The 20,914-nt window shown below is 32.0% G+C and carries 21 protein-coding genes; 7 read left to right on the plus strand and 14 right to left on the minus strand.

All coding sequences use genetic code 11. From position 1 onward, the window contains the following. Nucleotides 1-59: 59 nt before the first annotated feature. The 3 genes from FQU21_RS06870 to FQU21_RS06880 all read right to left on the minus strand — a co-directional run bounded on the left by FQU21_RS06870 (nt 60) and on the right by FQU21_RS06880 (nt 2,915). Nucleotides 60-1,652, minus strand: a complete 1,593-nt coding sequence (locus FQU21_RS06870) for a S41 family peptidase (RefSeq protein WP_147677253.1) — start codon at nt 1,650-1,652, stop codon at nt 60-62. After that, complete coding sequence (locus tag FQU21_RS06875) at nt 1,649-2,083, minus strand: deoxycytidylate deaminase (protein WP_147677254.1); 435 nt, start codon at nt 2,081-2,083, stop codon at nt 1,649-1,651. Before FQU21_RS06875 ends, FQU21_RS06870 begins: the two co-directional genes overlap by 4 nt. A 241-nt stretch (nt 2,084-2,324) precedes the next feature. Continuing rightward, nucleotides 2,325-2,915 (minus strand): HupE/UreJ family protein, encoded by a 591-nt coding sequence (locus tag FQU21_RS06880; RefSeq protein WP_147677255.1) that lies wholly within the window; start codon nt 2,913-2,915, stop codon nt 2,325-2,327. 282 nt (nt 2,916-3,197) lie between these two features. Here FQU21_RS06880 and FQU21_RS06885 point away from each other — a divergent pair, with 282 nt between their 5' ends. Both FQU21_RS06885 and FQU21_RS06890 read left to right on the plus strand, forming a co-directional pair. Beyond that, nucleotides 3,198-3,713 carry a hypothetical protein gene (locus FQU21_RS06885; RefSeq protein ID WP_147677256.1) on the plus strand — a complete coding sequence of 172 codons (516 nt, stop codon included), beginning with the start codon at nt 3,198-3,200 and terminating at the stop codon, nt 3,711-3,713. A 125-nt stretch (nt 3,714-3,838) separates the two neighbouring features. After that, entirely contained in the window at nt 3,839-5,926 is a 2,088-nt protein-coding gene (locus tag FQU21_RS06890) for a M13 family metallopeptidase (RefSeq protein WP_147677330.1), read from the plus strand. A gap of 73 nt (nt 5,927-5,999) precedes the next feature. Here the strand turns inward: FQU21_RS06890 and FQU21_RS06895 are convergent, their stop codons facing one another. Continuing rightward, complete coding sequence (locus FQU21_RS06895) at nt 6,000-6,707, minus strand: hypothetical protein (protein WP_147677257.1); 708 nt, start codon at nt 6,705-6,707, stop codon at nt 6,000-6,002. A gap of 395 nt (nt 6,708-7,102) precedes the next feature. On the opposite strand from FQU21_RS06895, the gene FQU21_RS06900 reads away from it, so the two are divergent. Continuing rightward, nucleotides 7,103-7,570 carry a CBS domain-containing protein gene (locus tag FQU21_RS06900; protein WP_147677258.1) on the plus strand — a complete coding sequence of 156 codons (468 nt, stop codon included), beginning with the start codon at nt 7,103-7,105 and terminating at the stop codon, nt 7,568-7,570. 236 nt (nt 7,571-7,806) lie between these two features. Here the strand turns inward: FQU21_RS06900 and FQU21_RS17415 are convergent, their stop codons facing one another. The 9 genes from FQU21_RS17415 to FQU21_RS06935 all read right to left on the minus strand — a co-directional run bounded on the left by FQU21_RS17415 (nt 7,807) and on the right by FQU21_RS06935 (nt 14,619). Next, complete coding sequence (locus FQU21_RS17415; RefSeq protein ID WP_187269338.1) at nt 7,807-7,986, minus strand: hypothetical protein; 180 nt, start codon at nt 7,984-7,986, stop codon at nt 7,807-7,809. A 180-nt stretch (nt 7,987-8,166) separates the two neighbouring features. After that, nucleotides 8,167-8,799 carry an HNH endonuclease family protein gene (locus tag FQU21_RS17555; protein ID WP_222707997.1) on the minus strand — a complete coding sequence of 211 codons (633 nt, stop codon included), beginning with the start codon at nt 8,797-8,799 and terminating at the stop codon, nt 8,167-8,169. 34 nt (nt 8,800-8,833) lie between these two features. Next, on the minus strand, nt 8,834-9,841 hold the full coding sequence (locus tag FQU21_RS17560) for a DUF262 domain-containing protein (protein WP_222707998.1): 1,008 nt from the start codon (nt 9,839-9,841) through the stop codon (nt 8,834-8,836). A gap of 347 nt (nt 9,842-10,188) precedes the next feature. Next, entirely contained in the window at nt 10,189-10,539 is a 351-nt protein-coding gene (locus tag FQU21_RS06910) for a hypothetical protein (protein ID WP_147677259.1), read from the minus strand. A gap of 134 nt (nt 10,540-10,673) precedes the next feature. Further along, nucleotides 10,674-11,438, minus strand: coding sequence for a type I methionyl aminopeptidase (gene map, locus FQU21_RS06915; protein WP_147677260.1), 765 nt, complete (start codon nt 11,436-11,438; stop codon nt 10,674-10,676). Nucleotides 11,439-11,755: 317 nt separating this feature from the next. Beyond that, nucleotides 11,756-12,211 carry an SRPBCC family protein gene (locus FQU21_RS06920; RefSeq protein ID WP_147677261.1) on the minus strand — a complete coding sequence of 152 codons (456 nt, stop codon included), beginning with the start codon at nt 12,209-12,211 and terminating at the stop codon, nt 11,756-11,758. Next, nucleotides 12,208-12,534, minus strand: coding sequence for an ArsR/SmtB family transcription factor (locus tag FQU21_RS06925; RefSeq protein ID WP_147677262.1), 327 nt, complete (start codon nt 12,532-12,534; stop codon nt 12,208-12,210). Before FQU21_RS06925 ends, FQU21_RS06920 begins: the two co-directional genes overlap by 4 nt. Nucleotides 12,535-13,199: 665 nt before the next feature. Then, nucleotides 13,200-13,949 (minus strand): uroporphyrinogen-III synthase, encoded by a 750-nt coding sequence (locus FQU21_RS06930; RefSeq protein WP_147677263.1) that lies wholly within the window; start codon nt 13,947-13,949, stop codon nt 13,200-13,202. 22 nt (nt 13,950-13,971) lie between these two features. After that, complete coding sequence (locus FQU21_RS06935) at nt 13,972-14,619, minus strand: DUF4271 domain-containing protein (protein ID WP_147677264.1); 648 nt, start codon at nt 14,617-14,619, stop codon at nt 13,972-13,974. A 118-nt stretch (nt 14,620-14,737) separates the two neighbouring features. Here FQU21_RS06935 and FQU21_RS06940 point away from each other — a divergent pair, with 118 nt between their 5' ends. From FQU21_RS06940 to FQU21_RS06950, 3 genes are read left to right on the plus strand one after another with little or no spacing between them, the layout of a single operon-like run. Further along, nucleotides 14,738-15,460 carry a polyprenol monophosphomannose synthase gene (locus FQU21_RS06940; protein WP_147677331.1) on the plus strand — a complete coding sequence of 241 codons (723 nt, stop codon included), beginning with the start codon at nt 14,738-14,740 and terminating at the stop codon, nt 15,458-15,460. Nucleotides 15,461-15,467: 7 nt separating this feature from the next. Continuing rightward, the gene (locus FQU21_RS06945) at nt 15,468-16,814 is read left to right on the plus strand and encodes a dihydroorotase (RefSeq protein ID WP_147677265.1); all 1,347 of its coding nucleotides are present in this window, start codon (nt 15,468-15,470) and stop codon (nt 16,812-16,814) included. Then, nucleotides 16,811-17,407 carry a DUF4296 domain-containing protein gene (locus FQU21_RS06950; RefSeq protein ID WP_147677266.1) on the plus strand — a complete coding sequence of 199 codons (597 nt, stop codon included), beginning with the start codon at nt 16,811-16,813 and terminating at the stop codon, nt 17,405-17,407. The genes FQU21_RS06945 and FQU21_RS06950 overlap by 4 nt, the downstream gene beginning before the upstream one ends. A gap of 15 nt (nt 17,408-17,422) precedes the next feature. On the opposite strand, the gene FQU21_RS06955 is transcribed toward FQU21_RS06950, so the two are convergent. Next, a complete protein-coding gene (locus FQU21_RS06955; protein WP_147677267.1) occupies nt 17,423-18,427 on the minus strand; it encodes an NAD-dependent epimerase/dehydratase family protein in 1,005 nt (334 codons plus the stop codon). A 1,052-nt stretch (nt 18,428-19,479) separates the two neighbouring features. On the opposite strand from FQU21_RS06955, the gene tyrS reads away from it, so the two are divergent. Beyond that, nucleotides 19,480-20,775 (plus strand): tyrosine--tRNA ligase, encoded by a 1,296-nt coding sequence (tyrS, locus tag FQU21_RS06960; RefSeq protein WP_147677268.1) that lies wholly within the window; start codon nt 19,480-19,482, stop codon nt 20,773-20,775. Nucleotides 20,776-20,914 lie beyond the last annotated feature (139 nt).

Genomic DNA, 20,914 nt, shown 5'->3' on the forward strand with positions numbered 1-20,914 from the left:
AGTTTATGACATACTGCAAAAACTATTACCTGTATTTTAATTACCTGTAAATTTGTGTGTTATTCATTATTAGATTGTTTTATAACTTCGTTAACCATGGTGTCGGTTTGGTTAAAAATTTCGTAAAATGTACCGTTACCATATAGTTGTTCGCCTAGTGTTGCTTTAAGATATTGTTTCACTTCGGGCTGGTAGGCAGCGAAAGTAATATTCGACTCTGTTCTTACATTTAAGTAATCTTGAAAAGATAACACCATAGCCTGATCTACTTCATAACTATCTATAAAATCTCGACGTGAAATAGTATTGTATTTATCGCGATCTTTTTCCAATTCTTCAAAGATAAAATAGCGAATAAAACCGCGGCGTTCTAAAAACATTAAGGTTTCATTTTGCATGCTATCATTAATAGGAACAAACACATCGGGAATAATACCACCACCACCATACACTATTTTTCCGCCAGGTGTAGTATATTTTAACGAATCTACTACGGGTATTTTATCGGGATCGAGTAATTCACCATTTTTTATACGATCATAATATTCGTCGTAGTAATCTTTATTACCGTTTTTCTTATAAGGTCTTTGAATTGAACGTCCGGTTGGTGTATAATAGCGAGACACGGTTAAACGCACGGCGCTACCATCGCCCAAATCCATTTCGTGTTGCACTAAACCTTTACCGTACGAGCGTCTGCCTACAATAGTACCTTTATCGTTATCTTGAAGAGCACCCGCAACAATTTCGCTAGCCGAAGCCGAGTTTTCGTTAATAAGCACGTAAATTTTACCGTCTTCAAAGTCGCCTTGTTCTGTAGCAAAACTTTTATGAATTTGACCACGTTTATTTTTTGTAAACAATAAAAGTTTATCGTCTTCTAAAAATTCATCCAGAATTTGTTCTGCAATATTTAAAAAACCTCCAGGATTGTCACGTAAATCCAACACCATTTCAGTGGCGCCTAAATCCTGAAGTTTATTTAAGCCGGCTTTAAACTCCTTGTAAGTCGATTCGGCAAAACGATTCATTTTAATATAGCCCAATTTATCGGTAAGCATATATGCAGCATCAACACTTTTTAATGGAATATGGTCTCGCTTTACTGTAAATTCTAGCAAATCGGGTTCTCCTTTTCTAAAAACTTTTAGTTTAACTTCTGTATCAATAGGGCCTTTAAGTTTTTTAACCATATTTTTTGTACGTAGGTTAATACCATAAAGCGTGTCTTCATCTGCCATTACAATTCGGTCGCCTCCTTTAATACCGGCTTTGTCGCTAGGTCCTCCTTCAATAGAGCGGATTACTGCAATGGAATCGTTATATGGATAATAACTCACCCCAATACCTACAAAATCACCTTTCATGTTTTCTATACTACTCGCCATATTTTCTTTTGGAATGTACACCGAATGCGGATCCAAATTTTCTAAAATATTGTTCACCGTAATATCAACAATACTGTCGGTATTTATATCATCAACATAATCGTAATCAATATAATCTATAAGTCTATTAAGCTTTTCTTTTTTACTGTTTTTAGAAAACAAACGGTCTGACGAATTGGCAAAGTTTAGCCTTCCTCCAATATAAATGCCGCAAGCCATAGTAACCCCTAAAATTAAAGGTAGATATTTTTTTTTATAAGTCATTCAGCTGTTAAATCTTCAATTTGTTCAAGTTTAATCCCTGCTTTTTTAAGAAAATTTAATCCCGAATCATCTTTGTAAGCCTCGTGATAAACCACTTTTACTATTCCTGCTTGGTGTATTAACTTGCTACAATCTTTACAAGGCGACAAGGTAACATACAGCGTGGCACCTTTACAAGACTGGGTTGAAGCTGCAACTTTTAAAATAGCATTAGCTTCGGCGTGTAGCACATACCATTTGGTATAGCCCGAATCATCTTCGCAAAAATTCTCAAAACCCGATGGCGTTCCATTGTAACCGTCCGAAATAATCATCCGGTCCTTAACTATAATAGCTCCTACTTGACGACGTTTGCAATAGGATAATTTTCCCCATTCTTTCGCAATGCGCAAATAGGCTTTATCATATTTTTTCTGTTTATTTTTTGACATGAATTTGTTTTTATAATGGCGTTACCCTCATTTTAAATTTCAGGCTGTAATTGTCACACATCAGGCTTATTCGGGTCAGGCTTTCCGCTATATCTTTTTTTATTAACCTTCCTGCTAGGGCAGTAATGCTAATAAAAAAAGGATGCCGCATCAATCCTTAACGCATCGCTTAAATGTACAAAACGAATATACTTCCTTTGTGTTTTAATTTCAACCCTGCAAGGTTAAAGTTTTATAAAAATTAAGCTAAAAATTCGCTGTTCATTATCATAGGGATTACCAAACCAATTACAATAGCCGAAACTACCATAACCCAATCTCGTTTAGAAAACCTAAATATAGTTTGCGATATATAGCCTAAAAATAAGACCGCAAATACAATAATAACTTGAGCTAACTCGATACCCAAAGCAAACTCTAGCAATAACAAAACTTTATTGTCGGTGTCTCCTAAAAGCATTTTAAACTCTCTTGCAAAGCCTAAACCATGTATTAGCCCAAAGGCTAGCGTAATTAAAAACAAAACGCCTACCTTGCTTTTTTGTGGGCCTTTGCCTGCTGTGAATACATTAAAAATAGCGGTGAGCAATATACTAACCGGAATTAGGAACTCCACAATAATCCCATTTACAGAAATTACATTATAAGAGGCTAAAACTAGGGATAAGGTGTGTCCTAAGGTAAATATGGATACTAAAAAAAACACACGTTTCCAATCGCGAAAGGTATAGGCAATGGTTAGTACAATTAAAAATAAAACATGATCATAAGCGTTTATATCCAAAACATGATTGATACCATACTCTACATTAAACCAAAAATTTTCTAACATAATTAATTCTAATTTTAGGGATTATACCAAGTTAGTAGTCAAGTAAAACTAAACCTTTTAAGTTAAAAGTAGTTTTGTTAATTAAAAACATTTTTGGTATTGTTCAAATATACAATCTAAATGGAAATATTTTAAAAAGACTTCGTTCTTTAACACAACTAATAGTTATATGTCTAGTCTCATTATAATATTACCTAGCTTATCGCCTTTTATGGAAAGCTTTTGTTAAAAAACATTAAGGATTAGTATATCTTTGTAACTTATCTTTTTAAATTGAATACCATGAAATTTAAGATTTTAATAGTACTAAGTATTTTGTTTTCATTTTTAGCTTGTAAAAAAGCAGTAGACACTCAAATAGAACAAATCGAGGCCCCTAATACACTTGGAGTTTCAAAAAAAAGTATTTCCAAATTAAAATTCGTAGAGTATGCTTTAGATGCTAGAACCGAAAAAATGATTGAAGATTGGCAGGAATATTTTCAATTAGAAACCGTAATAAATAATGTAAAAAAGGCCGATCTTTCTTTTTTTTACGATAATGATAAAAATATTAAAACACTTTTAAAAGACTTAAAAAAGAACATTCCAGAAGGCGTAAACAGCAATGCTACTATGGCAAGGATAACAGCATTAGAAACCTATCTTTATAAACTTAAAAGCCTATCAAATTTAGATACTACTAACCAAAACGAACTGCTTTTATGCATTAAAGATTTTTTAAAATCATTTTCTAACCTTAATTTTCAAATGAATCAAAAAATTGAGGCCGATAATATTATTATTGATAAACCTTAATACTGTTTTTGCTTTTCGGTTTCATTTTTAAATTAAAACCCTGTAATTTACTGTTATTTATATGTATTTTAGCAACTGTTATTACATATTAAAGCAACACATTACTATAAATACAAAAAATGAAAATGAACTCGAATTATTTATCAATCTTAGGTGGGCTTGCTTTTTTATCTATTGTGTCGTGTAAAAGTGACCAAAAAGAAGTAGTTGCCCAAGTAGAATCTGTTCCAGGAATTAACATTGAATTCATGGATACCAAAGTCAAACCAAATAGCGATTTTTTTAGATACGTTAACGGAAAATGGTTAGACCATAATGAAATTCCATCCGATAAAACTCGCTGGGGGAGTTTTGACGAACTTAGAGAAAAAACAAATCAAGATGCACTATCTATTCTTAAAGCAGCAGTGTCAACAGATAAAGATTTGAAAAAAACAGAAATTGTCCCAGGATCCGATCAAGATAAAGCTGTAAAATTATACCAAACTATAATGGATACCGTGGTTAGAAACCAACAAGGGATAACACCATTAAAACCATACTTAGCAAAAATTGATGATATAAAAAGTATAGACGATTTGGAGAACTATCTGATAGATATGGAATCTAAAGGAGGATCTGGATTTCTCGGATTTTACGTGGGTGCACATCCTAAAGATAGCAATAAAAATGTAGGTTATCTTGGTGGTGGTAACCTTGGCTTGCCAGATCGTGATTACTATGTTAAAGACGATGAAAACTCTAAGGAAATTAGAACAAAATATGTGGCGTATATTACAAAAATGCTTCAATATTTAGGAGCGTCGGAAACGGCTGCTACGGCAGAAGCTCAACAAATTTTAGATTTTGAAACCCGTATGGCACAATCTAAAATGGATAAAGTAGAACGTCGCGATGCACGTAAACGTTATAACCCAAGATCGATTGCCGATTTACAAAAAATGGTTCCAGCAATAAACTGGAAAACCTATTTTAAAGGTATTGGTGTAAAATCTATAGACACCGTTATTGTTAGCGAAATAAAATATTTTGATGCTTTACAAGCTATTTTAGAAGATAATAATGTAGCCGATTGGAAAGCGTATTTGCGATGGAATACTTTTAATGACGCAGCTGAACTTTTAAGCACTAATTTGGAAAAAGCTAGTTGGGAATTTTATAGTAAAGCACTTCGTGGTGCAAAAGCTCAAAAACCATTAAATGAACGAGCCTTAAGCACTGTAAACAATACCGTTGGTGAAGCTTTAGGGAAATTGTATGTAGAAAATTATTTTCCGCCAGAAGCTAAGGCTAAAGCCGAACGCATGATTAAAAATGTTATTTTGGCATTTAAAAATAGAATTTCTAACGTATCGTGGATGACGGAAGAAACTAAGCAAAAAGCAATAGAAAAACTATTAGCGTTAAAAGTGAAAATTGCCTATCCGGATCAATGGAAAAACTACGATGAATTGGAAATTGATGGACCAAAGGAGAATGGATCGTATATGCAAAACATAGTAAATGTTAGAGCTTGGAATCATAAAAAAATTATTGAAGATTTATCGAAACCTGTAGATAAAAGTAAATGGGGAATGGCACCACAAATTGTAAATGCCTATTTTAACCCACGATATAACGAAATAGTTTTTCCTGCAGCTATTTTACAACCACCTTTTTATAATTTTACCGCCGATGATGCTGTAAATTACGGAGGTATTGGGGCTGTAATTGGTCATGAAATTTCACATTGTTTCGACGATTCGGGAGCTCGTTACGATAAAAATGGAAATCTTAATAATTGGTGGACCGATGAGGATTTAAAACAATTTGAAGCTTTAGGTAAAAACTTAGCAGATCAATATAGTGCTATTGAAGTGTTACCCGACGTACATATTAACGGGGCCTTTACACTTGGTGAAAATATTGGAGATTTAGGCGGGGTAAACGCCGCTTATGATGCATTACAAATGGATTTAGAAGCTAACGGAAGACCTGAAGCTATTGATGGTTTTACGCCGGAACAACGCTTTTTTATGAGTTGGGCAACTGTTTGGAGAACTAAAATGCGTGATGATGCTTTAAAAACAAGAATAAAAACCGATCCGCATTCTCCAGGAATGAATAGAGCGGTTCAGCCATTGTTAAATATCGATTCGTTTTATACTGCTTTTGATATTAAAGATGGAGATGCTATGTATATTGAACCGGAAAATCGTGTTAAAATTTGGTAAGGCTAAAATTTAAACTACAAAAAAAGGGGTTTTCTAAATTTAGAAAATCCCTTTTTTTATATATAAGATAACTCTAGTTTTTTGGTTCAACTGTTTTTGCTGCTTGTTTTTGCCTTAGTAATTCTGTTTTGCTAAGTTTTGCTAAGTTGAAATTAGGAGCATCTATTAAAATAGAATCCAAAATACTTATAGCCGCATTAAGGTTTGCTTTTTTATCTTTATTGTAAGTAGCAATAGCATTTAAATACATAAAAGCCGATTTTAAGGGGACTTCATAAGGCGGCTGTGTTTCATAATAAGCTTTCTTCATATCAGCGGTAGTGTTTGCTAGTCCAAAATTGATATGTTTTTTAGATTCTTCAAGGTTCGTAATTTGTAAATTAAGCTCAGCTAATTCATAAGCTATTAAAGGATTTTGTGTTCTTTTAAACATTTCATTAAAATGTTCGATAGCCAACTTTGGTTTTTTTAAGGCCTTTAACGACACTGCTTTTACCTCTACAGCAATATCAGAATCGGTAGACATACTTACAATCCCTATAGTGTTTAGGGCTTGCACGTATTTGTTTTCACTCATATAAATATAAGCTAAGGTATCTGTTCTGGCTTCAGATGGAGACAAAACATTCAAATGCGTCATGGCATTTATAACGCCTTGTACATCCCCTTGAAGTTGCATTTGTTTATAATAAGCCTCGTAGTGCTTTAATAAATCAGAATTGGTTTGCCCTTGAATTTGAAACCCAAACCCCATAATGAGAACTATTAAAATTTTTTTCATTTATTTATTTTAAATTGAGATGCTAAAACTATTAAAAATAAGGATTTAAATTGTTAAAAATTTGCCATATTTTTTTAGTAGCTTGTTATTACCTTTCTTTTAGGTCATAACATCATTAAAATAATAGGTGCCGATGTCGTTATATTCAGGATATTTTGCAGATTAAAACCTTTTATTTTTATATATAAATCAAATGTTTTTGAGGTAATATTTCCAAGAAACTTCATATATAATAATAAGTAAAATTTAAACTTTTACATCATAACAACTTCGTATATATTTAGTTAACTCAATTATTTGTTTTTTAAAAGACTTGTATAGACGTTTATGTTTGTTTAGGAAAGTAGAAATAAATTCCCTATATTTAGAATTACTTTAACCAAAACTAAACAACTATGGCAATTAAAAGTTTTCAAGGCGCACGAAAGCAGCAAGCGGGCGCAACTGATAGTACTCCGCTTAAGGTAAGTGACTATATGACAAGAGATTTAATAACCTTTAGCCCACAGCAAACTATAGAAAGTGTTATGCAAAAACTAATTAAACATCGTATTTCTGGAGGGCCAGTGGTTAATGATAAGAACGAATTAATTGGTGTTATTTCTGAAGGGGACTGTATTAAACAAATTAGCGAAAGTAGATATTACAATATGCCTATGCATGATAAAACTATAGAAAAACATGTAACTATGAATGTTGAAACCATTGATGGTAATATGAATATTTTTGATGCGGCTAATAAATTTTTAGAGGCTAAACGCCGAAGATTTCCTATTGTAGAGAATGGTAAGTTGGTTGGGCAAATTAGCCAAAAAGATGTCCTTAAAGCGGCTATGACTTTAAAAGGACAAAACTGGAAATAATATACTGCATTACAAATTTTAAGTAACCGTGTAAGGCTTTTGGTTCGTTGGAAACTAAAAGCTTTTATTTTTTTGTACCGTTAAGACTTAATGTTTTTGAACAGGAATATCCTGTTAATGTACTATTAATATTTTGCTACTCGGCAATGCCTTTTACCGCAATATTTTCATTTATTGCTATAATACCTTCAGGATAGCGCAATTGTTTGTTAATACCAAAAATGCTTTTACTCGTTTTAGTATTTTAGTTTTAAATAGGTTTCTAGTCGCTCTGAAGAGGCCTTTTTATATCCTGAATTTTTGTTGTAGTTCTTTGTAAGATAAATGCGCTTGAAATTTTTATTTAAATAGGATAGTTTTACAATAGATTTTTCGGTGTTCGAATCTATAAAAAAGTCCTCACCCTTTGGTATCATCTATAATTTTTTTCCAGTTTTTATCTATTTTAAATTCTACAATAACGGTTTTGTATAAGATTAGTTGCCTGTTTTAAGTACTAAATTTAGCAAATAAATCACAGATAGAAAGTTCTCACGGACTTTCTTAAGTAGGCTAGAAACCAGCAATTAATTTTATACTTTGTTGGCAACTGGCTTTTAGTTCAATTCTTGAATTCTCCATATTGTTTTTGCTAATTTTGCTAATTCTCTTTGTCTAGCTGAAACTTTATTTTCATTCCAATCATTGTATTCCTCAGGAATAGAATTTGTAGTATGACAATTAGATTTTTTGAAAATTTCCTTTTTATCAGAATAAGGTTTAGTTTCTGCTTCTAAATTTAATCTATTTTCCAATAAAGCTAAATTTCCTAGTCTATAAATAGATCTATTTACTTGCTCATTGTTAAAATCTCCCCAATTTTCATCTGCACTTTCGGGCAAGATATGTTCAATAGTATAGTTGTCACTTTCTGAGTTAATATCATTATTAAAGGAATGCTTCTCAATTTTTGAATAAAGATATTTTACTATTTTATGATTTTTTGAAGTCCTTTTAAATTGTTTAGTTTTGAAATCATTTTCAAAGTTAATATCTGATACATAAACAGATTGGAAATCTGTTAAATTAATAGTTTTATTTTCGGATATAGAATTAGCAATTTTATTATAAACATCTTCTTGTTCATTCGGATTTAAGCCTCCTATAATATTATATCTAAATGAAATTACAGAACAAGTTTTTACTAATTTGGTAAAAGAGTTTATATCCAAATTCTTGTAAGCAGACATTAATAGTGAATTAGTTTGTTTGATTTGAAATAGTTTAAGCTCCTTTAATAATATCTGGCTTGTCACCCCAAAGTTCACTTCCAGGATCTTGAATTGCAATGTATATATCAGTTGATTCTTCTAAATCTCTTATTAGTTCAAAAGTGTCTTTTTTTGAACCAATATTGTTTTTAATTACTTTAAAAAGTTGATTTTTACGTACAGTTTTGTTTTTGCTATTCCAATAATATCTTAAGTAGTCTTCGAATTTTTTATTACCTAGTTTTCCAATTATTCTGCTCCATAATTTTTCTAATTCTTCTATTTCTGTATGATGTGGACTGGATTCATCAATGACTGAAAATAAATAGTTTTTTAGTAAATCAGAAGAGGAAAGTTGAACTCCTCTAGCGTTAAGAGTTTCAAATACTTTAAATGCATTTATTTGATCTGTAACTGTTATTACTGTGAAAAATAATTTATCAACTATAGTTTCAAGGAAGTTAGCAACTTCTTCACCAGTCGAATATTTTTTTAGTTTTTTATAAAACCATTCGAAACACGACCTCATATTTTTTTCAGAAGTATTTGTATTTCTTAGTGGTAATTCTTTTAAAAGAACCATGTAGTTTCGATAATAGTCATCACTATTTCTATTTAGTTTTAACTTATTATCAGAAATTAATGTTATTGTATTTAAAGTTCCGATATAATTGTTTCTGTAGGTGTTTATTCTTATTTCATTATTTTCAACTTCAGAACCTTCTTCAACAAAATCATTTAATCTTTTTAGAACAGCTAAGATTAATATTGTAAGTGTAGTTAACCTTTGTTGACCATCAATCACAGTATACTTCTTATTGTCTGTTGTTTGAAGAACTAAATAACCCATATAGTGTTCGTTTTCTTCATTCTCTAGGATTAGTTGAATGTCTTGCCATAAATCATCCCAATGTTCTGATTCCCAACTGTAATCTCTTTGAAATTTAGGAATAACATATTTAAGCCCGTTCCCCATTAACTTTCTATATGTCTCGTTTGAAGTATCTTGTATTCCTTTCATTATTTTGTAATTACATTTAGGGTAAAAGTATAAAATTATTTAGTTTAACATCTTAATTAGTTCGTGAGTTTTTTCAGCTTGCTTACAACATGATAATAAACGCATAATCTTCGGCTTAATAGAGCAATAAGAGATTTGTTAATAGCTTGAGCACTTCCAATTATTTTAACGTATTCTTTTTTTCTAACCGAGTTAATATTTCTTTTTCTACTTTTTATAAATCCCCCTAATTATTTGAGTTTTAGTACTGAAATAGATGGTTAAGAGACTAAAAATTATGTCCACCAAAAGGAATCAAATACCTTTCGTTTTACTGAATATGTGATAAAATATTATCCATGTATAAATTAACTATCTCGTTTTACTAGAGCATAATAGCCGCCTTCTAGTTCTAAGTAACCTTGGTCGTACACAAAATAGTATATCGTTTGTGCTTTGGTGGTATAAATACTTGTAAAATAGTTAAAATCGAACCCAGATTCTATTAATTTAGCTCGTGAGGTACGTGTTTTTTTATCGGGGTTTAAGCTTTCTAAAATTCGATAATTTTTCCGAAGCCTGTTATTTGTATTGCGAATTAAATTTTTACTATCTTTATTTACCCTATTGTTATAGGCGTTTCTGCAACCATCGGAACAGAATTTTTTATCAATTCGCCCAACAATTTTATCGCCACATTCTAGACATTGTTTTTGCATGACTTCTTTTTTTATATAGGTGTTTATATAATTTATGCTTTAACATTACAAACACAACGCAAAGTAATCATCTACCAGAATTTTCAACCTAGAAGAAGAAATCTATTACTTAGAATCATTTTTTTGAGCCTGATTTAATTCCAGATTTCATTAGAGGCGGTTAAAATTACTGGATAATTATCAGTTACAAGTATAGTTTGTTCGTGTTGTGTTACATATCCACCTTGGTTTCCTACTAAGGTCCAACCATCATTAAGTTCTACGGCTACAGTAGATTTGGTAGCAATAAAAGTTTCTATTGCTACCGTGGTGTTTTTCTTAAAGCGTTCGCAGTTGCTTTTAACTCTATAATTTAAAATATTCTCTGGCTCTTCATGTAAACTTCTACCTACCCCATGTCCTGCTAAATTTTTGATAACTTTAAACCCCGATTTTTTAGCTTCGGTTTCTATTAAATAACCAATTTCAGAAATTTTTACGCCACCTTTAATACGGCTTATAGCTTTGTGTAAAATGTTTTTAGAAGCATTAACAAGTGGTTGATGATTATGAATGTCTTTTCCAAGTATAAAAGAGCCGCCATTATCCGACCAAAAGCCATTGAGTTCTGCAGAAACGTCAATATTAATTAAATCACCTTCTTTAAGTATTTTTTTATTTGATGGTATTCCGTGAGCTGCTTCTTCATTTACACTTATACAAGAGTAACCCGGGAATCCATAAGTTTCGTATGGTGCAGATTTAGCCCCATAGCGTCTTAAAATAGTGCCTCCATAATTATCTAATTCTTTGGTAGACATACCAACTTTGGCGTACGCCCTCATTAATTTTAGTGTCGTTCCAACAACTTCACTAATTTTTTTCATGCCTATTAATTCTGATTCTGTTGTTATTGACATTTTATTTTGAATTAGTTTTAGAGGTGTCGTGTTTGCTTTATAACGTGGTCTAGCTTGAGCTTCTCATATCGTAAATATACAGAAAATGGGTGTATTTGGAGATGTAAGGGATAAAAAAGCTAATATTAGGTTTGTTTTTTATAGAAGGCGTTATGGTATTAAAAGCAAAGATATTTATAGTTTATGTGTTTTATTAGATTGGTTTGTAGTGATTTATGGTGTTGGTGATAATTATTGAAACTATATAGCATTATTCTAAACCAGGGTGTAGTTAAAAACTCGGGTAAAATAATTATATTCGATTTTCTAAATGTTATTTATTTTAATAGTGATTCTAAAACTACTTCTAATCTATTGAGTGCAGACCCCCAACCGTTATAAAATCCCATTTCTTCTTGCTGTTTACAATATTCGGGTGTGGGGTGAATGACACTAAATATAAATTTGGTTTTTTCTTCATGTGCTTTAAAATAGGTTTGTAATTCTACACCTTCGGTCATAGGTTTAAAATCTGCGGAAGAAACAATTTTCTTTAAATTAATAATTTCTTTATAAGTTCCCTCTGATATAAATTCATTTCCGTCGGGCATTGGCATAGAATATTTCCATTTTCCACCAACTTTAAAGTTATGTTCAATAACCTTAATGTCCATTCCATTTGGAGCCCACCACTTTAAAATGTGTTCTGATTGTGTCCAAGCATCCCAAACTACTTGTACAGGAGCGTTAAATGTTTTTTCAATTGTTAAAGTTCTATTGGTTAAATCCCTCATTTTTTTTCGTTTTTGGTTTGTAATTCATTAATATAATTTTCAAAAGAATCTATTCTATTTTCCCATAATTTATTGTATTGGTTAATCCATAAAAAAGCTGGAATTAATTTTTGTGGCTGCATGAGGCATAAACGAACTCTACCAATTTGATTAAATTTGATTACGCCACATTCATTTAATATTTTTAAGTGTTTTGAGATAGCAGGTCTGCTAATTTTAAATTTTTCTGCTACTTCATTTACACTTAAAGTTTCTGTTGCAAGTAATTCAATAATATCTCTTCTAATTGGATCGGCAATTGCTTGAAAAACATCTCGTCTCATAATTTTAATAACTGTTTGGTTACAAATATAAGTGTAACCATATGGTTACGCAAATAAATAATTAAAAAATATGTTTGGGCTGTAATTTTTGCTAACGTTTTTGGGTGTAGGTAGTTTTATTTTGGGTTAAGCACCAATGTATCTATTGGATATAATCTGTTTAACACGTATAAAATAGTTGCTTTTAATAGGTGAAAGCATGTTTTTAAGGAACTTATGTCACCATTTTTTTAGTTGAATAAACTTATTTTAAGTATAGTTTAGTAATGTTATTAGAAGTTTTAGGCTTTGTGTTTTATTGAAAATTGTGCAAAATCGCCGGTATTGTGTGCTTTTTTTTTGATTTTGAATCAATTTATCAAAATTATTTCTGGATGATATGCAAGTGTTTTTTGATTAGTAGGAGTTAATCGTTTTTATCAAATTGCACGCTAGGTGATTTTTAGGTTTGCAATATGGCGCTTGTATAGTTTTCGGTTTATCTGCTCAGATTTTTTGCAACAAAATGTGGTATAGTTACCATGTAAGAACTTTTGTTATAAGGTTTAATTACACTTAATTCATGTTATTCCAAAACTTATAAAATTTAGATTTAGGGTTTATTTAAACAAAATCGCTCCATTTTAATTAAAATGGAGCGATTTTATTATTTAAAAAAAAGGATACTATTTTCCTTTATTTACTTTATCAATATACTTTTGTAACGCCATGGTCATCGAAGGTGTTTCCGGTGTTGGTGCTGCAATATCTACGCGTAACCCTTTTTCTTCAACCGCTTTAATAGTGGTGTTTCCAAAAACAGCAATACGCGTGTCATTTTGTTTAAAATCGGGAAAATTTTTAAATAAAGATTCAATTCCCGAAGGACTAAAAAACACTAAAACATCGTAAAGTACATCGGCCAAATCGGTTAAATCACTAACTACGGTTTTGTAAAATGTAGCTTGTTTCCAATCTACACCTAAAGCATTCAAAGTATTTGGTACTTCTGGTTTTACTTTGTCGGTAGTTGGTAAAAGGAATTTTTCGTCCTTATATTTTTTAATTAATGGCGAAAGTTCGGCAAAAGTTCGTTTTCCAACGTAAATTTTACGCTTTCTGTAAACTACATATTTTTGTAGATAATAAGCTACCGCTTCAGATTGGCAAAAATACTTTAGGCTATCTGGAACTTTAAAACGCATTTCGTCTGCCACTCTAAAAAAGTGATCAACGGCATTTCTACTTGTTAATATTATAGCCGTGTACTGTCCTAAATCTATTTTTTGATGTCTTATTTCCTTGGCTGAAACCCCTTCAACGTGAATAAAAGGGCGGAAATCTATTTTTACCTTTTGTTTTTCTTCTAAATCGAAGTAAGGCGAGTTCTCTATTTTAGGTTCTGGTTGAGATACTAAAATGGTTTTCACTTTCATAAGTGTAATCAGTTTTATTCTGTTATTTTAAAATCAAAACCTTATATAAAAACAGATAAGGTGCAATTTCAAGTGTGCAAAGATACAAAATAAAATAAAACAAGTTGTTTTTTATTCGATTTTGATGTCTTTTAAATGAGGTTATTAGCCCTATTAAATTAACTAAAACCAACAGACCAATACATCCATAAATTAGCTCTATTGTTAGCGAAAACGTAAAAATTAACAAGGCATTAATGGGTAATAAAATGATACCTAAAAAATTTTTATAACTTATTTTTTGAAAAATATATAAATCTATAAGGTCTTTAATAGAAAAAATACTTGCCAAAATACGTTCTAATAAGACTTTGAGAAATAAAAACGTTCCCACTCCAACGGCTATTTTAACAAACATATTAATGGATACATTGGTGATATTATACATATTTTGATAAATAATATAACAAAATATAGAGCTTGATAGAATTAAATTCCCAAATAAAAGCAAATCGAACCTATCAAAAAATTTTTGATCTCTAGAATAAATATTGAGGTATTTGGAATTTATAACTATAACACTAAAATCTGTAAAACGCTTTGGTGCAATAAGTTTAGCAATAGCAATAATAGCCAGGCCTATTAATAATAAGACGGTAAATAGTTCGTTTGATGGTATAGCTCTAATCACTGGATAAAATTATTACAATTATTAATAATACACCTAAAATATTAAGGAATTTTTAAAGAACTCAATTTTTAAAAAATGTACATTTGCTAAAAATTTTTAGGCTCTCAAAAGAAGAATGATGAAGGATAGCGTGGTAATTATTCCAACATATAATGAAATAGAAAATATAGAAGCTATTATTAAGGCGGTTTTTTCTCAATCGAAATTAACTCATATCCTTATTGTTGACGATAATTCACCAGATTTAACAGCATCAAAAGTTAAAGAACTTCAAAACGTGTTTCCTAATCGATTATTTTTAGAAATTAGAAAAGAAAAGTCGGGTTTAGGTACCGCATACATACACGGTTTTAAATGGGCTATTGCAAAAAAATATGATTTTATTTTTGAAATGGATGCCGATTTTTCTCATAATCCAACCGATTTAATTAAATTGTACAACGCTTGTGCCATTGAAGGCGCCGAACTCTCTATTGGGTCGCGTTATAAAACAGGTGTAAATGTTGTTAATTGGCCAATGAACCGCGTGCTTATGTCTTATTTTGCATCAAAATACGTTAGTATTATTACCGGAATGAAAATTCATGATACCACGGCAGGTTTTGTTTGTTATAAACGAGAAGTTTTAGAAAACATAGATTTAAACGCTATTAAATTTATAGGCTATGCGTTTCAAATTGAAATGAAATTTAAAGCTTATTTAAAACAATTTAAAATTATTGAAGTCCCTGTAATTTTTACAGATAGAACAAAAGGAGTTTCTAAATTAAGCTCCGGAATTATTTCTGAGGCTATCTTTGGAGTGATTACAATGAAATTAAAAAGTCTATTTAAAAAATAGAAAAGCTATGAAACAAAGAACGACACTTATTAAAAATGCCCATATTGTTACCGATGGAAAAATAACAAAAGGCGATATATTAATTGAAGGCCATTATATAAAAGAAATTAACCATTCTATAAGCGCAAAATCGGCCGATGTACATGTGCTTGATGCCGAAGGTAAGTATGTTTTACCTGGCGCTATCGACGATCAGGTGCATTTTAGAGAACCTGGCTTAACCCAAAAAGCCAATATTGAAACCGAATCTAGAGCAGCAATTGCAGGAGGCATTACATCGTTTATAGAAATGCCAAATACCAACCCGCAAACTACAACTATAGAAAAACTTGAAGCAAAATTTGAAATTGCGGATAAGACATCCTACGCGAATTACTCGTTTATGTTTGGTGGTACCAACGATAATTTAGACGAAATTTTAAAGGTTGATCCAAAAACTGTGGCTGGATTAAAATTGTTTTTAGGCTCATCGACCGGAAATATGTTAGTGGATGATCCTGCGGTTTTAGAAAATATTTTTAAAAGTACCGATATGGTTATTTCGGTGCATTGCGAAGATGAAGCCACTATAAAAAAGAACCTACAAGAGCATATTGATAAATTTGGAGATGATATTCCTATAAACTATCACCCAATTATTAGAAGTGAAGATGCTTGCTATATGTCATCATCTAAAGCGATAGAATTAGCAAAAAAAACAGGCGCACGATTACACGTTTTTCATTTATCTACAGGAAAAGAAACTAGTTTATTCAGTAATAAAATTCCTTTAAAAGATAAAAAAATCACCGCCGAAGTTTGTGTACACCACCTTTGGTTTAGCGATGAGGATTACGAGAAAAAAGGCACCCTTATTAAATGGAATCCCGCAGTTAAAACAAAAAGCGATCGCGATCAACTTTGGGAAGCTCTACTCGATGGTCGTATCGATGTTATTGCCACGGACCATGCCCCACATACTATAGATGAAAAAACTAACGTTTATACTAAAGCCCCATCGGGAGGACCATTAGTACAACACGCGCTACCTGCTATGCTAGAAATGTACCATAAAGGAAAAATATCTATAGAAAAGGTGGTGGAAAAAATGTGTCACAATCCATCCATTTTGTTTCAAGTAGAAAAACGTGGTTATATAAAAGAAGGCTATTTTGCCGATTTAGTTATAGTCGATTTAAACAACCCATGGACTGTTAAAAAAGACAATATTTTGTATAAATGTGGTTGGTCGCCTTTTGAAGGTTCAACCTTTAAATCTCGAATAACGCACACCATTTTAAATGGCAAACTAGTATATCAAAACGGTAAATTTTCCGATACAAAAGCAGCAAAACGACTAACCTTCGACAGATGATTTTAAAACGATTTCTAACCTATTTAGGCATGGCACTATTGGTAACCGCATGTTATCAATTTAAAGAACCTAAAAAACCCAAGAATTTAATTTCTAAGGAAAAAATGGTCGATATCTTAATAGATTCTAAAATAATAGGATCTTCAAATATAACCAATAGGCGCATTATGGAAAACCATGGTGTCGATTTAAAAACCTACGTCTTTAAAAAACATAACATCGATAGTTTGCAATTTGTAGAAAGTAACACCTATTACACTTTCCATATTAAGGAATACAACGAAATATATCAAAAAGTAAAAGATAGTTTAGAAGTCTTAAAAGTATTTTATCAAAACTTGGAGAAAAAAGAAATAGCTGCTGCTAAAGCAAAAAGAAAGCAAGATTCGCTACAAGTAATTACTACAATAAAAGACTCTATTTCTAATTTAAAAATAACCGATTCGTTAAAAACACAGTTAACTAAAAAAGTTTTAAAGGATAGCTCATTCTTAAATAAAAAAGTGGCTAAGTTTATAGATAAAACCAAAAATTTATCAGAGCAGCCCTCCAAAAAATTACAGGAAGTAATAGAATCCAAACCCAAAAATTAATAAAAAAAGCGTGACTTAGGCCTTTAAATAAAGTCGACCTATTTCGGAAATAACAACACTTACAGCTTTAAATTCAAACTTTAAAGCTGTTTTTATTTTATCGCTACTATATTCAGTTTTTGTCGATAGCACATTTACTAAATTTCGTGTTAGTTCTCTGCGCGATCCTATAAGTTTCGTTTTAAGCCAATCTAATTTCCATCCCAAATTTAAAACCCAACTTGAAGCTAATTTTTTAGCAGGTTTAGCATTAACAGCTTTGGCTAATGCTTCTAAAAAATGTTTATAAGTCCAATGCTCTGCAACCAAAATAAACCGCTCATTACTCAACTTACTTTTCATTAAAGCCACCATGGCAGTAACAACGTCCTCTACACCAACCAAGGCAATAGTTCCCGAGGTGTAAAACCGAAATCCCTTTTCCGCTTTCGTAAACAAACCTCCCGTGCCATTATCCCAAAATCCAGCACCTAAAATAACACCAGGATTTACAATTATAGCATCCAAACCTTCTTGTGTACCACGCCAAACTTCCATTTCGGCACCATACTTAGTAATAGCATAATCACTATTATCGGCTTCCGTATCCCAAATAGTTTCTTCGCTCACGGGTTTATTGGTTAACTCTTTACCTAAGGTAGCAATGGAACTTACATGGCAAAGTTTTTCAACCTTTTCCGATAAGCATAAGTTAACAATATTAGCAGTACCATCAATATTAGTACGCCTTAAAAGATGATATTTGTTAGGCTCGAAAGACACAAAGGCAGCACAATGATACACACGAGTTACTCCCGCAAAAACCTCTATTAACCTTGGGACATCTAAAATATCGGCTTTCACCCATTCAATGGCATCAAAAAGCGCATCAGTATGGTTATTAAAAGATTCAAACCATTGTTTAACCAATTGTAATTTATGCTCATTTCTGTAAATTGCTCTAACCCTTTCCTTTTGCTCAGCCAATTTATACAGCAAATGTGCACCAACTAACCCCGTACCACCAGTAACTAAAATCATGCAACTAAAGTAATAAATATTTAAACTATAGCTGTAATTTTAATTTAATTTGGGCAATTTTATTTTGGCAGAAAAAGCCAAAATAAACCGCGCTTTCCGCTATATCTTTTTTTGCAAAGTCATTTGGAACTTGTTTCAAGATCTGTCTATTCCAAAAAAGAATCAATAAAAAATCAAGTTTTATCTAGCAAAAAAAGGATGCCGCTGCAATCCCTATCGCGAGATTACCGACCAGAAACGGCAAAGCAGGATGTGATTTCTCCTTGCGTCGAAATGACAAAGAACCCCATGTTTCTTCTTGTGTAATTCTAGTTCTCTTTTTTTATTCGTATTTGTCATGTCGACCGTAGAGAGACATCACATAAACAAGCTCAACACACGCAAGCAGAATGCGATTTCTCCTCACGTCGAAATGACAAAGAAGCCCATGTTTCTTCTTGTGCAATTCTAGTTCTCCTTTTTTATTCGTATTTGTCATGTCGACCGTAGAGAGACATCACATAAACAAACTCAACACACGCAAGCAGAATGCCATTTCTCCTCACGTCGAAATGACAAAGAAGCCCATGTTTCTTCTTGTGTAATTCTAGTTCTCTTTTTTTATTCGCATTTGTCATGTCGACCGTAGAGAGACATCACATAAACAAGCTCAACACACGCAAGCAGAATGCGATTTCTCCTTGCGTCGAAATGACAAAGAAGCCCATGTTTCTTCTTGTGTAATTCTAGTTCTCTTTTTTTATTCGTATTTGTCATGTCGACCGTAGAGAGACATCACATAAACAAACGCAACACACGCAAACAGGATGTGATTTCTCCTCACGTCGAAAAGACTTGAGGATTTTATTTTTCCTTTTACCGCATTATTTGTCATGTCGACCGTAGAGAGATATCACATAAACAAGCTCAATATACACAAGCAGGATGTGATTTCTCCTCAGGTCGAAATGACAAAAAAGAACAAATAGTAATGAACAAAGAATTTCATATAAAGCGTAACAAATTCTACACGTATTTTTATATTTGCCAAAGATTACTAAATACACATAATAATGATAAAGAATTTTGTTGAAGAACTAACTTGGAGAGGCATGATACACACCGTGATGCCAGGAGCAGAAGAACACTTAATGGAAAGCATGCGTAGTGCTTATGTGGGTTTCGATCCCACAGCCGATTCTTTACATATTGGTAATTTAGTGCCTATCATGTTACTCGCACATTATCAACGTTGCGGACACAGACCTGTTGCTTTGGTTGGTGGTGCAACCGGCATGATTGGCGATCCATCTGGAAAATCTAACGAGCGTAATTTATTAGACGAAAAAACACTTCGCCATAACCAAGAATCTATAAAAGCACAATTAGCACATTTTTTAGATTTTGAAAGCGATGCCGACAACGCAGCCCTTTTAGTAAACAATTACGATTGGATGAAAGATTTTTCATTCTTAGAATTTATTCGCGATGTGGGTAAACACATTACCGTAAATTACATGATGGCTAAAGATTCTGTGAAAAACAGATTATCATCAGAATCTACCGAAGGAATGAGTTTTACAGAGTTTACATATCAACTAGTTCAAGGTTACGATTTTCTTCATTTATATAAAGAAAAAAATTGTTCACTTCAAATGGGCGGTAGCGACCAATGGGGAAACATTACCACAGGAACCGAGTTTATTCGTCGTGTTGGTGGCGGTAAAGGTTATGCTATTACTTGTCCGTTAATTACAAAGTCCGATGGATCTAAATTTGGAAAATCCGAAGGAGGAAATGTTTGGCTAGATGCCAATAGAACATCACCTTACAAATTCTACCAATATTGGTTAAATTCTGCCGATGATGATGCAGAGAAGTATATTAAAATTTTCACATTCTTAGCCGAAGATGAAATTAACGCGCTAATTAAAGAGCATCATGAAGCTCCACATTTACGTGTGTTACAAAAACGTTTAGCCGAAGAAATAACCACTATGGTGCATTCTAAAGAAGATTTAGACAACGCTATAAAAGCAAGTGCGATACTTTTTGGAAAATCGACTAGTGAAGATTTAAAAGGCTTAAACGAACAAACCTTTTTAGATGTCTTTGATGGGGTGCCATTAACCGAAATATCACAATCTGAAATTGATAACGGTTTAGATATTATCGCGGCTTTAGCTGAAAAAGGAGGCTTTTTAAAATCGAACGGTGAAGCTCGTCGTGCTTTAAAAGAAAACTCTATTTCGGTTAATAAAGAAAAAGTAAAGGACGATTACTCGATTACTACTGCCGATTTAATCAATAATAGATTCGTGCTCCTTCAACGTGGAAAAAAGAACTATTTTGTATTGCGTGTAGTTTAAAAAAAACGATCGTATTTTCAAATTATAGAAATAAAAAAAAGTCTTTGATTAATTTTATCAGAGACTTTTTTTATGTCATTTTTTTATTGTTGCGTCTGTCATTTCGAACGCAGAGAGAAATCGCATAAAGCGGCTTGTT

Source organism: Algibacter pacificus (assembly GCF_008033385.1).
Lineage (GTDB): Bacteria > Bacteroidota > Bacteroidia > Flavobacteriales > Flavobacteriaceae > Algibacter > Algibacter pacificus.

What these genes read in the sequence shown, in the direction of transcription:
- FQU21_RS06870 (WP_147677253.1), bottom strand. Translation starts at nt 1,652, where the DNA reads ATGACTTATAAAAAAAAATATCTACCTTTAATTTTAGGGGTTACTATG.
- FQU21_RS06875 (WP_147677254.1), bottom strand. Translation starts at nt 2,083, where the DNA reads ATGTCAAAAAATAAACAGAAAAAATATGATAAAGCCTATTTGCGCATT.
- FQU21_RS06880 (WP_147677255.1), bottom strand. Translation starts at nt 2,915, where the DNA reads ATGTTAGAAAATTTTTGGTTTAATGTAGAGTATGGTATCAATCATGTT.
- FQU21_RS06885 (WP_147677256.1), top strand. Translation starts at nt 3,198, where the DNA reads ATGAAATTTAAGATTTTAATAGTACTAAGTATTTTGTTTTCATTTTTA.
- FQU21_RS06890 (WP_147677330.1), top strand. Translation starts at nt 3,839, where the DNA reads ATGAACTCGAATTATTTATCAATCTTAGGTGGGCTTGCTTTTTTATCT.
- FQU21_RS06895 (WP_147677257.1), bottom strand. Translation starts at nt 6,707, where the DNA reads ATGAAAAAAATTTTAATAGTTCTCATTATGGGGTTTGGGTTTCAAATT.
- FQU21_RS06900 (WP_147677258.1), top strand. Translation starts at nt 7,103, where the DNA reads ATGGCAATTAAAAGTTTTCAAGGCGCACGAAAGCAGCAAGCGGGCGCA.
- FQU21_RS17415 (WP_187269338.1), bottom strand. Translation starts at nt 7,986, where the DNA reads ATGATACCAAAGGGTGAGGACTTTTTTATAGATTCGAACACCGAAAAA.
- FQU21_RS17555 (WP_222707997.1), bottom strand. Translation starts at nt 8,799, where the DNA reads ATGTCTGCTTACAAGAATTTGGATATAAACTCTTTTACCAAATTAGTA.
- FQU21_RS17560 (WP_222707998.1), bottom strand. Translation starts at nt 9,841, where the DNA reads ATGAAAGGAATACAAGATACTTCAAACGAGACATATAGAAAGTTAATG.
- FQU21_RS06910 (WP_147677259.1), bottom strand. Translation starts at nt 10,539, where the DNA reads ATGCAAAAACAATGTCTAGAATGTGGCGATAAAATTGTTGGGCGAATT.
- map (WP_147677260.1), bottom strand. Translation starts at nt 11,438, where the DNA reads ATGTCAATAACAACAGAATCAGAATTAATAGGCATGAAAAAAATTAGT.
- FQU21_RS06920 (WP_147677261.1), bottom strand. Translation starts at nt 12,211, where the DNA reads ATGAGGGATTTAACCAATAGAACTTTAACAATTGAAAAAACATTTAAC.
- FQU21_RS06925 (WP_147677262.1), bottom strand. Translation starts at nt 12,534, where the DNA reads ATGAGACGAGATGTTTTTCAAGCAATTGCCGATCCAATTAGAAGAGAT.
- FQU21_RS06930 (WP_147677263.1), bottom strand. Translation starts at nt 13,949, where the DNA reads ATGAAAGTGAAAACCATTTTAGTATCTCAACCAGAACCTAAAATAGAG.
- FQU21_RS06940 (WP_147677331.1), top strand. Translation starts at nt 14,738, where the DNA reads ATGAAGGATAGCGTGGTAATTATTCCAACATATAATGAAATAGAAAAT.
- FQU21_RS06945 (WP_147677265.1), top strand. Translation starts at nt 15,468, where the DNA reads ATGAAACAAAGAACGACACTTATTAAAAATGCCCATATTGTTACCGAT.
- FQU21_RS06950 (WP_147677266.1), top strand. Translation starts at nt 16,811, where the DNA reads ATGATTTTAAAACGATTTCTAACCTATTTAGGCATGGCACTATTGGTA.
- FQU21_RS06955 (WP_147677267.1), bottom strand. Translation starts at nt 18,427, where the DNA reads ATGATTTTAGTTACTGGTGGTACGGGGTTAGTTGGTGCACATTTGCTG.
- tyrS (WP_147677268.1), top strand. Translation starts at nt 19,480, where the DNA reads ATGATAAAGAATTTTGTTGAAGAACTAACTTGGAGAGGCATGATACAC.